The sequence below is a fragment of the Providencia sp. PROV129 genome (assembly GCF_028482245.1).
In the GTDB taxonomy this organism is placed as follows: domain Bacteria; phylum Pseudomonadota; class Gammaproteobacteria; order Enterobacterales; family Enterobacteriaceae; genus Providencia; species Providencia vermicola.
The window spans coordinates 64,279-78,801 of the sequence record NZ_JAMPQD010000012.1 but is presented as its reverse complement, the minus strand read 5'-3'; the positions used below and the strand labels follow the sequence as shown (position 1 = coordinate 78,801).

Sequence of the window (14,523 nt, the reverse complement as noted above, 5' to 3'; positions counted from 1 at the left end):
AAATAAAAATGATGCTGTTTACGGTGGTTGAGCCGTTCAGTATGCTTCGCTTTGTTTACACTCTGCCCGCTATTTTTATGGTTGAAAGAGGAAGAGACTCAAAAGCCATAAGTTAATCAATAATCCACTCAGCAATTAACGTGTTTTTGATGATACTGTGCTGCGTAAGTGGATTTGATAAAGATTAGCGGGGATTCCTATTGTTGGCTCTGTCTTTTTCAACGCTGGTAAAGTATGGAGATGAAGCGACAAAGCCCCTCGTCAGCTAGTTATAAGCCAATCCGTAGTTCACTTAGCAATTAATTTGTTATCTATAACTCTTTTTATCATCGTTAATCAATAATCGGCTTAGCAATTAACAGGGGTTATCACATTGCTTATTGTTCCCACGCTTTTATTCTGCTTTTTACCATTCAATTGATTGCGTCTATGCATAGATAGTCGCTATAGCGATAAATCTATTTATGGAGTAGGTAGGTTAAAAGATAGGTGGCTTTCATTTACGGCTACTTTTTATCTCATTAGTAATAGATAAATTATGATCTATTAAAAATAATAATGACTTAACGTAATTATCTGGCTTGTTTGTTCTGATCCCGTTATATAATATTTATCAATTTTATGGTTTTTATGGTTTTAATTAATAGGTCAGAAATGTCCATTTTTTAAACGGTAAAGCTATAAAAATCAATAAATAAAAGAATATTAATCAATTTTACTCATATGATAAAACCTTATTCTGTGAGCGAATATTGAGTAAAAAAGCAGGCAATTGTTTATTTTTTTATATAAAAATTGTTAAATTGATGTTTCATTTACTTACATTTATACTGATTCAAAGTCGTTAATGGTGTATCTAGTTATCATGTTATCGATGAAGTTTGCTTATAAATGAAATTCTCAAAGGAAAGAAACTCGCGTTCTGATACGAAAGATAGACCGACTAAGCAAGTTATACCTTCTTATGCGTTGTATTTCTTGTAAACAAAACCTCTGTACCAAAGGTGGATCACATGAATAAAACAAAAAGCGCTAACCATAAAATTTTTGATCAAATCCTTTCTGTGAATAATCAGAAAGAGAAAGAATTTAACAATGGCCAAGATGGTGCAACGATTCTTTCTTTATTAGTGATGTTTTTTGTACCCTTTTTACTGCTAAATGCTGCGAGAGGCTTCCTTGGAATTGAGTATAGTTTTGCGTCCGTTGTGGGTATGTTAGCAATCAGTGGGATTATCACAGTAGCATTGTTTAAAATGCTAAAATTAGGTTCCCTATTTGCAGATAAACATGTTGTATTAGACCAATTACTTTCTCGTTATACGCCGAAAAATAAACAAGAATTTAAAAAATTACAAGAAGAGAGAAAAACAAATTCGGTTGAGTTTTATTCACTTGTAGAAAATTGGGCTGATGTAGAAAGACAACACTACGCAAGATAACAACGAATAACGAAAACAAAAATAAGTCCTTAAATATTATCAATATCCTTCTCTTCTCTATGTAGAAAGAAGGATTTTTTTTGCTTTGGTGAACTTACTATGGATTTTATTCAGGCTATAAACTTAAAGAGGTAAGGACAAAATTATAACCACCTACATAGAGAGTAGTTTGCTCTAGGCCTATAAAGGCTTGTTACCGACAGCGTCTAAATGACGCTTCTAGTTGTGTGTCCTTGTTACTTTGTCTTTTACCCTTGAGGGGTCTATATGCTCTTTCGTACTCAGTTTATCTGAGATTAAATCTGGCTTTTCTTGCTCTTTGATATACTTCTGAATTGTTGCTTCATTTAGCCCTACCGTACTTACATAGTAGCCTTCTGACCAAAACTTCCTATTGCCAAATTGATATTTTAAATTCGCATGTCTATCAAAGATCATCAATGAACTTTTACCCTTCAAATACCCCATAAAGCTTGAAACACTTAGCTTAGGGGGATACTGACTAGCATATGAACATGATCTGGCATCAGATGGCCTTCGATTATTTCAACGCCTTTATACTTACAAAGGTCTCGTAAAATCTCACCTGCTCTTGAGCGAATATTATTAAAAATCACTTTCTGTCTGAATTTCGGCGAAAAGACGATATGGTATTTACACAGCCACTAAACTGGTTAAAGCCTTAAATAAAAAAACGGCTCGATATTCTGAGCCGTTTTGGGTGGCAATTAGGTGATGCTAGTGTGATTTACCTTGTTCGATACCCAAACCAATTTGTGAGCGAATAAACTGCTCTTTAAAGCGTTCTCTTTCCATTTTTCCTTGTTCTGAATTATCAGTCACAGAGAATAACCATGAAGCAATGAAAGCAACAGCCATGGAGAAAATAGCAGGGTATTCATAAGGATAGATTGGTTTTTCATGATGAAGGATACTGACCCAGATGGTTGGTCCTAAAATCATCAAGACAACCGCGGTAATTAACCCGAACCAACCGCCTGCTAATGCACCGCGAGTGGTGAGTTTGCGCCAGTACATGGACAGTAAAATAATCGGAAAGTTACAACTGGCTGCAATGGAAAATGCCAAACCAACCATGAAGGCAATGTTTTGTTTTTCAAACAAAATACCTAGGCCAATTGCAACAAAACCTAAGATCACGACTGTAATTTTTGAGACGCGTAATTCGTCTTTTTCGTCTGCTTTACCATTCTTCATTGCCATCGCATAAAGGTCATGAGATACCGCTGAAGCACCAGCAAGCGTTAAACCTGCAACAACCGCAAGGATAGTGGCGAAAGCAACTGCAGAAATAAAGCCAAGGAAGAAGTTACCACCAACGGCATCAGCAAGGTGAACTGCTGCCATATTGGTACCGCCAATCAGCGCGCCTGCTGCATCTTTAAATGCAGGGTTTGAGCTGACAAGGACAATCGCACCGAAACCAATAATGAAGGTTAATATGTAGAAGTAACCGATAAATCCTGTTGCATAGAACACGCTCTTACGGGCTTCTTTTGCATCACTAACTGTGAAGAAGCGCATAATAATATGAGGAAGACCTGCCGTACCGAACATCAAGGCTAAGCCGAGTGATAAAGCAGATATTGGGTCGGAAACGAGTCCTCCTGGGCTCATAATAGCAATGCCATTTTTATGAACGGCAACGGCTTCTTTAAATAAGGTATTAAAGTTAAAGCCGACGTGCTTCATGACCATTACGGCCATGAATGTGGCACCCGCTAATAATAAAATTGCTTTGATGATTTGCACCCATGTGGTCGCTAACATTCCACCAAACAGGACATATAGCACCATCAAGATACCGACAATCACAACAGCAACATGGTAATTTAGACCGAATAATAATTCGATTAATTTACCAGCACCTACCATTTGGGCAATGAGATAGAGTGCGACGACGACCAGTGAGCCTACTGCAGATAAAATTCGAATCGGTCTTTGTTTTAGTCGATAGGATGCAACGTCTGCGAAAGTGTATCGACCTAAATTACGTAAGCGTTCAGCAATTAAGAATAGAATGATCGGCCAGCCAATTAAGAAACCAATTGAGTAGATCAGCCCATCATAACCAGAAGTATAAACCAGCGCAGAGATCCCTAAGAAGGAGGCGGCGGACATAAAGTCCCCAGCAATTGCCATCCCATTTTGGAAGCCTGTAATTTTCCCACCTGCTGTATAGTAATCAGAGCGAGAACGCGTTCTTTTCGACGCCCAATAAGTGATATATAACGTAAATCCGACGAACAACAAGAACATCACAATAGCTTGAATATTGACAGGCTGACGTTCAACATCCCCTGTCAATGCATCGGAAAATGCCATTGATGAGGTAAAAAAGAGAATGAGTGAGAGCAAAGATTTCATTTTTCTACCTCTTTTAAAATTTCGGTCGTTAAACGGTCGTATTCACCATTAGCACGGATAACGTATAGCCCAGTTAACACAAACGAAATGACGATCAGTCCAACACCCACAGGGATCCCCCTAGTGATATATGAACCTTCCGCAATTGGTGTACCTAACCAGCTAGGGTCAAAAGCGATAAGAAAAATAAAACCAACATACAGGACAAGCGTTATTACTGATAACAACCATGAAAAGCGACTACGTTTTCTAACCAGTTCTTTGAAGCGAGGGTTATCCTCTACCTTTTCGTAAGCAGTAGCATTCATCAGAGTTCTCCTCTGTTATACTCGTCATACTTCAAGTTGCAGCTTTGTTGACTTCACTCACTCACACGAGTCACATACTTATGCATGCTCCTCGTGATTTGTTCGCTTGTCGCCTAGCTGCACCTCGAATTATTTAGAGTAAACCATCTTGTTGGGATGTATGTAAGGCCGCCTCTATGAGTTGGCCTTTTGGCGTTATGACATACTCATAGACTGTTTTTCTTCGAGTAGTTTTTCGACAACACCTGGATCTGCCAGCGTGGAGGTGTCTCCAAAGTTGCTGGTGTCCCCTGATGCAATTTTTCGTAGGATACGGCGCATGATTTTACCAGAACGGGTTTTCGGCAAAGAATCCGTCCAGTGAAGAACATCTGGCGTTGCGATTGGGCCTATTTCTTTACGTACCCAATTACGAACTTCGGTGTACAGCTCAGGAGAGGGTTCAACTCCCGATATTAATGTGACATAGGCATAGATTGCCTGCCCTTTAATATTATGAGGGATACCAACCACAGCGGCCTCTGCTACTTTTGGATGTGAGACGAGGGCGGATTCAATCTCTGCGGTTCCTAAACGGTGACCTGAGATATTCAATACATCGTCAACGCGGCCTGTGATCCAGTAATAACCATCTTCATCACGACGAGCACCATCCCCACTAAAGTACATGCCTTTAAAGGTAGAGAAATAGGTTTGCTCGAAGCGTTCGTGATCGCCAAATAAAGTACGGGCTTGACCTGGCCATGAATCGACAATGACTAAGTTGCCTTCGGTTGCCCCGTCGATAGGTTCACCGAGGTTATCCACGAGTGCAGGACGGACACCAAAGAAAGGTAATGTAGCGGAACCTGGTTTTAACATCGTTGCGCCTGGCAGCGGCGTGATCATAAAACCACCCGTTTCGGTTTGCCACCATGTATCGACCACAGGGCAACGGCTGTTACCAATTTTCTTGTAGAACCATTCCCATGCTTCAGGGTTAATTGGCTCGCCAACAGAACCAAGAATACGTAATGAACTACGGTCGGTACCTTCAATCGCTTTGTCGCCTTCCGCCATTAATGCACGGATAGCGGTTGGTGCGGTATAAAGAATATTGACTTGGTGCTTATCAACGACCTGACTCATTCGATTAACGGATGGGTAATTTGGCACACCCTCAAACATCACGGTTTTTGCGCCATTGGATAATGGCCCATAGAGTAAGTAGCTATGACCCGTTACCCAGCCTACATCCGCAGTACACCAGTAGACTTCACCTGGATGGTAGTCAAAGGTATATTTAAATGTGAGTGTGGCATAAACCAGATAACCGCCAGTGGTGTGAAGAACCCCTTTGGGTTTGCCTGTTGAGCCAGAGGTATACAGAATGAACAACGGATCTTCCGCGCTCATTTCCTCTGGTGGGCAATCAGCGCTAACGCCTTGAGTGACATCATGCCACCATAAGTCGCGTCCTTCTACCCAGCTTGGAACATTGCCTGTGCGTTGGTAGACAATGACATTCGCAACAGTAGTGACTTGCGGGTTGGCTAGTGCGTCATCCACATTTTTCTTCAATGGAATCGCACGCCCTGCGCGTAAGCCTTCATCTGCGGTGATAATCAGCTTCGCTTTACAGTCAATAACGCGACCAGAGACCGCCTCAGGAGAGAAGCCCGCAAAAATGACTGTATGGATAGCACCAATACGTGCACACGCTAGCATGGCGACCGCCGCTTCGACGACCATTGGCATGTAAATCGCCACGACATCCCCTTTGCGGATGCCTTGTTTCTTTAAGACGTTCGCAAACTGGCTCACATCATGATGCAGTTCGCGGTAAGTGACATTTTTTGACGATGAAGGATCATCGCCTTCCCAAATAATCGCTACTTGATCGCCTTTTTCAGCCAGGTGGCGATCCAAGCAGTTTGCACTTAAATTTAAAGTGCCATCTTCAAACCAGCGGATATCAATATGACCAGGGTCAAAAGAGGTATTTTTGACACGGGTATATGGTTTAATCCAATCAACGATTTTTCCTTTTTCGCCCCAAAATCCTTCAGGGTCTTGAATCGAACGTCGGTACTCATCGTTATACTGTTGTTCTGTAATCAGGGCATTTTTTGCAATTTCAGCAGGAACGGGATGTTTAGTTATTTGAGTCATATTATTATCTCCTTGCAGATGTTAATACTATGTCAAAAAATAGTTAACTAAAGCACGAAATATAAATTTGTTTTTCTTTTGCGCGGAAGATCACGTATTAATTGTAATGAGATTTGCAGGATTATCATTTGATGCTAAATCCCATATTGAAATATTAACCTAAAAATATTGAAATTGTTGGATGTAAAGAAAAATAAATCGTGCAGATATTGGTATTAGTTACTGTATAAACTAATTCTCATAGGGAATGCAAAAGACCACAATTTTAACATGGGTTTGATAATGATTTTCATTAACAGTAAAATAACTATAATAGAAAGAAATTCACAAGGTGCGAAACTACGCAAGTGCCATACCCTATGAACCTTGTGGTGAAAATGAGAAACATAGTGGTATTTACGTCACTGGAGACAATAAAATGAGTTATACATTACCAGCTTTACCTTATGCTTATGATGCGTTGGAACCACATTTTGACAAGCAAACCATGGAAATCCACCACACTAAGCACCATCAAACCTATGTGACTAACACCAACACGGCGTTAGAAAAATTACCTGAATTAGCAGGTCTTGATATTGATGTTCTCATTCAAAAATTAGACCAAATTCCAGCTGATCAACGTACTTTTGTGCGTAACAATGCGGGTGGCCACTCAAACCACAGCATGTTCTGGAAAGGTTTGAAATTAAACACTGAATTGAAAGGCGACCTGAAAGCGGCTATCGAGCGTGATTTTGGTAGCGTTGATGCATTCAAAGAGCTATTTGAGAAAGCCGCAGCAACTCGCTTTGGTTCTGGTTGGGCGTGGCTGGTTCTGAAAGATGATGGTAAATTAGCCGTTGTATCAACTGCTAACCAAGACAGCCCATTAATGGGTGAAGCGATTTCTGGCGCTTCAGGCTACCCAATCATTGGTTTAGATGTGTGGGAACATGCATATTACCTGAAATTCCAAAACCGTCGTCCTGATTACATCAAAGCGTTCTGGTCAGTGGTTAACTGGGACGAAGCAGCGGCACGTTTTGCAGCAAAAGCTAAATAATTAGACTTTTTAATTAAGTCACAAGTGGGCGTAGCATCGATGGTGCTGCGCCTTTTTTATTTCCTGTCCATTTGATTGTTATCTCGATTGGCATTCTTTATGATAAGGGCTTCGTCACCAATTTATGTGGAGAGCGCCGCCCATGTCATTCTTACCCCAAGTCTTTATCGGTAAAGTCCAAGCAACGCAATCTTGCGGTCGAAGTGCGATTCATAAACATGCGGTAGATGGGTTATTGGCGTTGGGACAGCTTGGGTTAGAGGGCGATGAGCAAGCAGAAACACGTTTTCATGGCGGGCCTGATAGAGCGCTATGCCACTATCCTCGTGACCATTATGAATTTTGGCTAAATGCGTATCCTGAACAAGACGATTTGTTTATGGCATCAACATTTGGTGAAAATATATCCACGATGGGAATGACCGAAGAGAATGTATTTATTGGCGATATCTATGAATGGGGAGATGCGCGAATTCAGGTTACTCAACCCCGCTCTCCTTGCTATAAGCTCAACGGCCTAACTGGTGTGGAAAACTTCGCTCAAATCATGCAAGACAACGGCCGTTGTGGGTGGTTATATCGCGTAATTAAAACGGGGAATGTCAGTGCTAATTCACCAATAACCCTATTGAGCCGCAACAGTGAGGTTTCAGTACAAGAGGCGATAATGATTGCATTTCACGCCCCTTATGATGAACAGCTATATCATAGACTCCTCAGTGCAGCGGGGTTATCTGCCAGTTGGAGCCTAACGATGCAAAACCGCCTCGATAATCATCGTATTGAAGAATTTAGCCACCGTTTATTTGGTAAACGGAGTTAGGAGTGACCGATAAATTGCTGGTACCAAGGCGTACCAGTCATAAGTTCCGCATGGCTACCTTGAGCAATAATCTCTCCATCTTCCATATACACGATGTTATCTGCTAAACACGCAAGGTGAGGGTGATGGGTGACGACAATACGTGTTTGTTGTGTGGCCTGAGTAATGAGTTCAATCACTGACGCAGTATTGATGTTATCAAGGCTTGCTGTTGGTTCATCCATTAAAATGATGTCTGGATGGCGAAGAAGTAGCCGTGCAATACATAGACGCTGTTTTTGCCCACCTGAAAGTGCCATACCACTCGCGCCGACGTCTCGGTTTAAAAAATCAGGAATATCCTCAAAATTTAACAGTGAAAGCAGAGTGTTAACCTCTCGGTCATCAATATTAGGCTCTTCTAATGTTAGGTTTTGGCGTACATTACCGCGAAATAGCGCGCTGTTTTGCAATAAAACCCCCCGCTTTGAACATAATGCTTCTTGGGATAACTCCATCAGGTTTTTATTACCGTAACTGACGGCACCCTGAGTCGGATCTTGCAGACGAGCGAGTAAGCTTAAGAGTGTGCTTTTCCCTGCGCCAGATGGGCCAACGATGGCTGTGAAAGTATTATGAGTAAAATTGACAGTAAGATTATTTAAAATTCGTTTCTTTTCATCATTATAGAAAGATAATTGGTGGCAACGGATATCGTTACTTTCAGGTGCAGGGTCTCGATAGGGAAACGTTAATTCAGGGGTAATCAATGCGGATTCGACCTGTTTAATCGATTGTTTTGCTTGTCTTACTGATTGATTTAAATGCGAAAGAAGCCAAAGAGGTTCAATAAACCGTGCTAATAACACCATCCCAGCTAACCATAAGCTCAATGGCATGTCACCCTGGTTCATTTCTTGAATACCTAAATAAAATAAAGCGATAAAAATGACTTGTATAGTGCCTGAAAATAGTAAATGGAATGGCAAACTTTGGCGCTGTAATTGTTTTTGTGTTTGGTACTGTGACGTTAATGCACAGGTGAGTTGTTGGTGTTGTATCTGGCTTACCCCAGCTCGCCGGATTAGCGGCTGGTGGAGCGCAAATTGGTCGAGTTGGCGAATAACATCTTGTTCAGATGTATGGGTTTGTTGCTCAAAAAAAGCCATTTTTTGTCCGCAAAGGCGTAAGGTAAATAATAAAACCAACCCAACAAATAAAAGTATGCATCCAAAAATAGGTTGGTAGAGAAATACGCCCAATACGACAGTAAATGGCGTGATTAGTCCGCTAATTATGGGATGCAATAAATGAGCGGGAACTGACATAATGTGTGAAACAGGCCCAGCCACTAGGTGATTGACATTTTTTATTGGCTGTAATGACAAGGGTAAGTGGCGAATTAACGCGTTAGCAAGGTAGCGCATCACTAATCCCCCCGCTAAATAGCCTTTTTGGGTGGCAATAAAGGTGATCATGACGGACATCAGACTGCATACCGTCAGTAAAGTCGTCGGTACTATGATGTCTGATGACCAACTGAAAATAACATATACCAGTAATAACCCGCAGATCCCATCTAAAATAGTCGCAAATACCATCCAAAAAATGGCGCTGCGCACCGTATACAATAAGGATTTAAGCATGGTTTTCCTCCAAAGCACGCAGTAATTGCTGATAATCCATTGATGTATTTGCTAAGTCTTCGTGGGTACCTTGGGCAATTAGCTGGCCTTCTTTCAGAAGCAAGACTCGATTAGCGAGGTTTAAGCTGCCTAGATGATGAGTCACTAATACGCAAGTTCTCGCGTCAGATTGCAGTAGTGACAATACTCGTTGAGCATTTTGTGGGTCTAATGCAGAGGTGGGTTCATCGAACAGCAATAATGGTGCAGGAGATAATAAAGCTCGGGCAATGGCGAGCCGCTGAGATTCTCCTCCCGATAACGGCATCTCTTTTCCAATCACACTATCGAGGCCTTTAGGGGATTGTTGCACCAGTGGCAATAAATTGAGGGCTTCAAGGTAGTGGTTCATGTCACTTTCTGTGGCGTGAGGGGCGAAAAGCTGTAAGTTTTCCCTTAGTGAGCAGGGCATTGGCTGCGGGTTTTGCATTACAATGGCAACTTGTTGATTTAACGCGGTTAACGAGAGTTCAGGTAACGGTATTTGGTTAAATAAAACAGTACCTTGTGAAGGGTCTAAAAAACGAGCCATGAGCTGTAATAATGTACTTTTTCCTGCACCCGAAGGCCCGACTATTATGATGAGTTCACCATTAGCAATATCGATATCAACTTGAGATAAAAGGGTTTTGTCACTAAGTACAACGCTAACTTGAGTCAGTTGGAGGTGGCAAGCTATAGTATCGAGCGTTTTTTTGCCGTAGTGCATTTCAGGCTCATGCAATAATTTTTCAATACGTTGTGAGGCACTGACCGCAAGGTTTAATGCATCAGCACCGTGCCCCATAGCTGCAACGGGTGTAGCTATGCTTTGTATTAATAAAATAAATAGAATAACTTGCGCGAGTGAAATGGGGCTGGGAAGCAATATCGCCCCCAAAACAACCCAGAAAGACAGTAAGGTGGCACTGATACCGATTTGGGTGAGTGAACTTAATGCACCAATTTTACCAATCCAACGCATAAAAGCGGTTTCAAAATCTTTCAGTGCGAGTGATGCTCGTTTTTGTATCCCTTGGTTTGGGTATTGCCTAGCGAGTAAAGGGTTATCGGCTAATTCAGCATATTGGCTATAGAGGTGCCTTATGGTTTCATTGCGAGCGGTATATAAGTGTTGGTAGCGTGGTGCTTGCATTGTGCGGAACAAAAAAACTGCGGCAACTAAAGGGGTAAGGCAAAAAAGTGTGAGTAATACGTTTTGCCAGAGCAAAATGAGTATGGCAACAACGGGTACGATCATCAGTTTGGTGAGATCGGCAGGCGCGTGAGCCGTTAATTGGTGGAGATAGCGCACATCATGGTCAATCACCTGTGAAATACCCTCTCTCCCTTGCTGGGTGAAGTGATTTAAGGGTAATTTTCCTATTTTATCAATTAGTTGTAATTGAAGCTGGTGGCACAAACGGTTGTCTGTTTGGTGAGTGAGGTACATGGCGAGCGTTTGGCAAATTAACCAGCTTATTCCCCCAATGCAGGCGATAATGACCCAGTGGATATATTGATGAACGGGTGATACGGCAATTTGGCTGATGGCTACCCATGGTATGAGAGAGCAAAGACCTGCGATGGCTTGTAAAATCACAGCAACCAGTAAAATTGAGCGGTAGGGACGAAGCAATGTCCAAAGTGCGCGGTACATATAAACCTCCATAGCGAATCTATCACTGTAATTTATTTCGCTTTATTTAAGGGATTTAGTTGTTTTGCTGACCAGACTATTTGTTTTGTTTGCAGGGCAGAAAAGAGTGACGTTTCCTGTGTTTTGAGTAAGATAACGAAATGACATCGCAAGAGGATTGGGGAAAGTAAGATGCAATATGATTTAAATGACCTCTATTACTACGTCAAAGTGGTCGAACATGGCGGCTTTTCCCAAGCAGGTTTAGCATTAGGGATCCCAAAATCCAAGCTGAGCCGACGTATTGCCGATTTAGAACAAAAGCTCAATGTTTCATTAATTTACCGGTCTACTCGCCAGTTTCATGTCACGGAAGTGGGGCAAGTATTTTACCAGCAGTGTAAAAATGTGGTGGATGAAGCGGAAGTTGCCCATGAATTGATTTGTTCTGTTCAGTCACACCCTAAAGGCACGATAAAGCTATCGTGCCCAGTTGCGTTATTACAAGTTTATCTCAACGAATTACTTATTGATTTTATGGTGCAATACCCTGATATCGATATACAGATTTTAGCCGTTAACCGCCCCGTCGATGTCATTAGTGAAGGGCTGGATTTAGCCCTTCGCGTGCGTTCATTACCGTTAGATGATTCAGGACTAATGATGAAAGTATTGGGGTATTCACGGCGAATATTGGTGGCTAGTCCACAATTATTTGCAGAGCAAGGTGCACCCGTTGAGCCTGAAAAGCTGGTGGATTACCCTATTTTGGCGAATACAGAACATTCACAGAATTACACACTGACCTTAAAAAATAGCGATGATCTCAGCTTTACGCAGCATTTCACCCCTAAATTGGCCACAACTGACGTGTTGACCTTGTACCGTGCGGCGTTGAAAGGTGTTGGTATTGCGAGATTACCTTATGGGGTGGTGGAAAAGGAAATTGCGTCGGGGGAGCTGGTGGAAGTGTTGCCTGAATGGCGTTTCCCTGAAGATATTATTCATGCTGTTTATCCGTCACGTAAAGGGTTACTGCCATCAATCCAATTATTATTAAATTATTTAGCAGATAATATTTCACCGTTAGTGAAATAAAAATCCCCCGATAGCCTAGTGCTACCGAGGGATAATGCGTTATTTATTGCGTTTCAGGAATACGACCAAATTTACCACTGTTGAAGTCATTTACGGCTTCATTAATTTCTTCCATGCTATTCATAACAAATGGGCCATAACCAACAACAGGTTCATCAATAGGGTCGCCGCTTAATAGCAACACCAATGCGTCTTCTGTTGCTTCTAACACAATGTTGCTCTGCGTATCATCAAGGATCATCAGCTCGCCTTCATTTAAGGCAGAATGCCCATCAACAAATATCGAGCCACGTAGCATCACTAAACCTACATTACGACCAGATTTAGTCTGAATACCAACTGTTTTGCCTTTATTGAGCTGTAAATCCCAGACATCTAATGGGGTAAAGGTTTTTGCTGCCCCTTTATGACCTAAGTAATCCCCTGCGATAACGCGCAGTGTGCCTGCGTCATTGGGCAGCGTGACGTTCGGCATCGTTTGGCTTTCCAGTAGCTGGTAGCCAGGTGCGGCAGATTTGTCTTTTGCAGGCAAATTGACCCACAATTGCACCATATCAAGGGTACCGCCTTTTTTCATAAAGTCATCAGACTGGTATTCTTGGTGCAAAATACCCGATGCTGCCGTCATCCACTGAACATCCCCTGGGCCAATGACGCCACCTTCCCCAATAGAATCGTGGTGAGCGACTTCCCCATCATAGACAATCGTGACCGTTTCAAACCCACGGTGTGGGTGTTCACCGACGCCACGATTCGCGGCATCTGAGCTTGGGAATGCAAATGGCCCCGCTCTATCGAGTAGTAAGAAAGGGTTTAGGTATTTCCCGTGGTTGCTGTAGCTAAACATTGAGCGAACAGGGAAACCATCACCAACCCAATGGCTCCGTGGAGATTGATAGATGCCAATAATTTTTTTCATGGTGAGACTCCTAATTCTGTTTTGATGAGCCAATCATAAAGCAGTGGTAAAACGTCGAGTAGTAGCAAAAATAGGTTTCATTGTTCTAATAAAGGAACAATAAGGGTTAGGGGTATTGTTCTATTTATAGAATAGTGTTTATCAAAACTCGGACTACTCAGCCTAAAATCGATGAATTAATCTAAATAACACGAAAAAAGAGCGAGTATCGTTCTATTTTTCATTCTAAATAGATTTCTTACTTCATCGATTGAGAGGCTTTATTATGAGTATTCCAGCGAATTTTAATGGTCAGCGTCCTGTTATTAACCCAGATGATGCAGTGATGTTATTAATTGATCACCAAAGCGGGCTTTTTCAAACTGTCGGTGATATGCCGATGACTGAATTGCGTGCTCGCGCCGCGGTTCTTGCCAAAATGGCTTCACTGGCAAAAATTCCAGTGATTACTACGGCTTCTGTACCACAAGGCCCAAATGGTCCTCTGATCCCTGAAATTCACCAAAATGCACCACATGCCCAATATATTGCGCGTCGTGGTGAAATCAATGCGTGGGACAACCCTGAATTTGTTGCAGCTGTGAAAGCGACAGGCAAAAAACAGCTGATAATTGCAGGCACCATCACCAGTGTTTGTATGGCTTTCCCTGCTATTAGTGCAGTGATGGATGGCTATCAAGTTTTTGTTGTGATTGATGCATCAGGCACTTACAGCAAAATGGCGCAAGAAATTACGTTAGCGCGCGTGGTTCAAGCAGGTGTAGTACCGATGGATACGGCGGCAGTTGCATCTGAGTTGCAAAGAACTTGGAACCGTGAAGACGCGGCGGAATGGGCGATGGCGTACACACAAATTTTCCCTGCTTATCAATTGCTGATCGAAAGCTACAGCAAAGCGCAGGACGTTTTGAAAAATAATGAACAATTAGATTCAGAACGTTAGTGCGCGATGACACCCATATTTAGCTCACAAAATTAAATCAGCCCGCCTTTATGAATGATAAAGGCGGGCTATTTGCAATTGTATTCGACCTTTAATCTGTCGAAGTTGTGTAATAAGCACATCA

Annotated in this window: 11 protein-coding genes and 1 pseudogene; 5 read left to right on the top strand and 7 right to left on the bottom strand. The window is 42.0% G+C overall.

Translation table 11 applies throughout. The features are described 5' to 3' along the window. Positions 1 to 1,013: 1,013 nt before the first annotated feature. Positions 1,014 to 1,442 (top strand): hypothetical protein, encoded by a 429-nt coding sequence (locus PSF27_RS09470; RefSeq protein WP_206085221.1) that lies wholly within the window; start codon positions 1,014 to 1,016, stop codon positions 1,440 to 1,442. Positions 1,443 to 1,661: 219 nt separating this feature from the next. Here the strand turns inward: PSF27_RS09470 and tnpA are convergent. The 4 genes and pseudogenes from tnpA to acs form a co-directional block, all read right to left on the bottom strand. Continuing rightward, positions 1,662 to 2,104, bottom strand: a pseudogene (tnpA, locus tag PSF27_RS09465) (IS200/IS605 family transposase). 76 nt (positions 2,105 to 2,180) lie between these two features. After that, a complete protein-coding gene (gene actP, locus PSF27_RS09460; protein WP_206085220.1) occupies positions 2,181 to 3,830 on the bottom strand; it encodes a cation/acetate symporter ActP in 1,650 nt (549 codons plus the stop codon). Next, positions 3,827 to 4,138 (bottom strand): DUF485 domain-containing protein, encoded by a 312-nt coding sequence (locus PSF27_RS09455; RefSeq protein WP_206085219.1) that lies wholly within the window; start codon positions 4,136 to 4,138, stop codon positions 3,827 to 3,829. The genes actP and PSF27_RS09455 overlap by 4 nt, the downstream gene beginning before the upstream one ends. Before the next feature lie 195 nt (positions 4,139 to 4,333). Further along, positions 4,334 to 6,289 carry an acetate--CoA ligase gene (gene acs / locus PSF27_RS09450; protein ID WP_272538843.1) on the bottom strand — a complete coding sequence of 652 codons (1,956 nt, stop codon included), beginning with the start codon at positions 6,287 to 6,289 and terminating at the stop codon, positions 4,334 to 4,336. A gap of 418 nt (positions 6,290 to 6,707) precedes the next feature. On the opposite strand from acs, the gene sodA reads away from it, so the two are divergent. Then, positions 6,708 to 7,334 (top strand): superoxide dismutase [Mn], encoded by a 627-nt coding sequence (gene sodA, locus PSF27_RS09445; RefSeq protein ID WP_206085217.1) that lies wholly within the window; start codon positions 6,708 to 6,710, stop codon positions 7,332 to 7,334. 142 nt (positions 7,335 to 7,476) lie between these two features. Continuing rightward, positions 7,477 to 8,157 (top strand): 6-hydroxyaminopurine reductase, encoded by a 681-nt coding sequence (gene yiiM, locus PSF27_RS09440; RefSeq protein ID WP_272681361.1) that lies wholly within the window; start codon positions 7,477 to 7,479, stop codon positions 8,155 to 8,157. On the opposite strand, the gene PSF27_RS09435 is transcribed toward yiiM, so the two are convergent. Both PSF27_RS09435 and PSF27_RS09430 read right to left on the bottom strand, forming a co-directional pair. After that, complete coding sequence (locus PSF27_RS09435; RefSeq protein ID WP_272681360.1) at positions 8,154 to 9,782, bottom strand: ATP-binding cassette domain-containing protein; 1,629 nt, start codon at positions 9,780 to 9,782, stop codon at positions 8,154 to 8,156. The two genes, yiiM and PSF27_RS09435, sit on opposite strands and share 4 nt — an antisense overlap. Next, positions 9,775 to 11,460 carry an ABC transporter ATP-binding protein gene (locus PSF27_RS09430; RefSeq protein ID WP_272681359.1) on the bottom strand — a complete coding sequence of 562 codons (1,686 nt, stop codon included), beginning with the start codon at positions 11,458 to 11,460 and terminating at the stop codon, positions 9,775 to 9,777. Before PSF27_RS09430 ends, PSF27_RS09435 begins: the two co-directional genes overlap by 8 nt. A gap of 171 nt (positions 11,461 to 11,631) precedes the next feature. Between PSF27_RS09430 and PSF27_RS09425 the strand changes: the two genes are divergently transcribed. Continuing rightward, positions 11,632 to 12,537, top strand: coding sequence for a LysR substrate-binding domain-containing protein (locus PSF27_RS09425; RefSeq protein WP_206085213.1), 906 nt, complete (start codon positions 11,632 to 11,634; stop codon positions 12,535 to 12,537). A gap of 43 nt (positions 12,538 to 12,580) precedes the next feature. Here PSF27_RS09425 and PSF27_RS09420 read toward each other — a convergent pair whose 3' ends face one another. Beyond that, positions 12,581 to 13,456, bottom strand: coding sequence for a pirin family protein (locus PSF27_RS09420; protein WP_272681358.1), 876 nt, complete (start codon positions 13,454 to 13,456; stop codon positions 12,581 to 12,583). Positions 13,457 to 13,721: 265 nt separating this feature from the next. Between PSF27_RS09420 and PSF27_RS09415 the strand changes: the two genes are divergently transcribed. Further along, positions 13,722 to 14,399, top strand: a complete 678-nt coding sequence (locus PSF27_RS09415; RefSeq protein ID WP_272574370.1) for a hydrolase — start codon at positions 13,722 to 13,724, stop codon at positions 14,397 to 14,399. The last annotated feature ends 124 nt before the right edge of the window (positions 14,400 to 14,523 follow it).

Bases quoted from the DNA above. Each gene is read 5' to 3' on its own strand.
- PSF27_RS09415 (WP_272574370.1), top strand. From the start codon at position 13,722: ATGAGTATTCCAGCGAATTTTAATGGTCAGCGTCCTGTTATTAACCCA.
- acs (WP_272538843.1), bottom strand. From the start codon at position 6,289: ATGACTCAAATAACTAAACATCCCGTTCCTGCTGAAATTGCAAAAAAT.
- PSF27_RS09470 (WP_206085221.1), top strand. From the start codon at position 1,014: ATGAATAAAACAAAAAGCGCTAACCATAAAATTTTTGATCAAATCCTT.
- PSF27_RS09430 (WP_272681359.1), bottom strand. From the start codon at position 11,460: ATGTACCGCGCACTTTGGACATTGCTTCGTCCCTACCGCTCAATTTTA.
- yiiM (WP_272681361.1), top strand. From the start codon at position 7,477: ATGTCATTCTTACCCCAAGTCTTTATCGGTAAAGTCCAAGCAACGCAA.
- PSF27_RS09425 (WP_206085213.1), top strand. From the start codon at position 11,632: ATGCAATATGATTTAAATGACCTCTATTACTACGTCAAAGTGGTCGAA.
- actP (WP_206085220.1), bottom strand. From the start codon at position 3,830: ATGAAATCTTTGCTCTCACTCATTCTCTTTTTTACCTCATCAATGGCA.
- PSF27_RS09435 (WP_272681360.1), bottom strand. From the start codon at position 9,782: ATGCTTAAATCCTTATTGTATACGGTGCGCAGCGCCATTTTTTGGATG.
- PSF27_RS09455 (WP_206085219.1), bottom strand. From the start codon at position 4,138: ATGAATGCTACTGCTTACGAAAAGGTAGAGGATAACCCTCGCTTCAAA.
- sodA (WP_206085217.1), top strand. From the start codon at position 6,708: ATGAGTTATACATTACCAGCTTTACCTTATGCTTATGATGCGTTGGAA.
- PSF27_RS09420 (WP_272681358.1), bottom strand. From the start codon at position 13,456: ATGAAAAAAATTATTGGCATCTATCAATCTCCACGGAGCCATTGGGTT.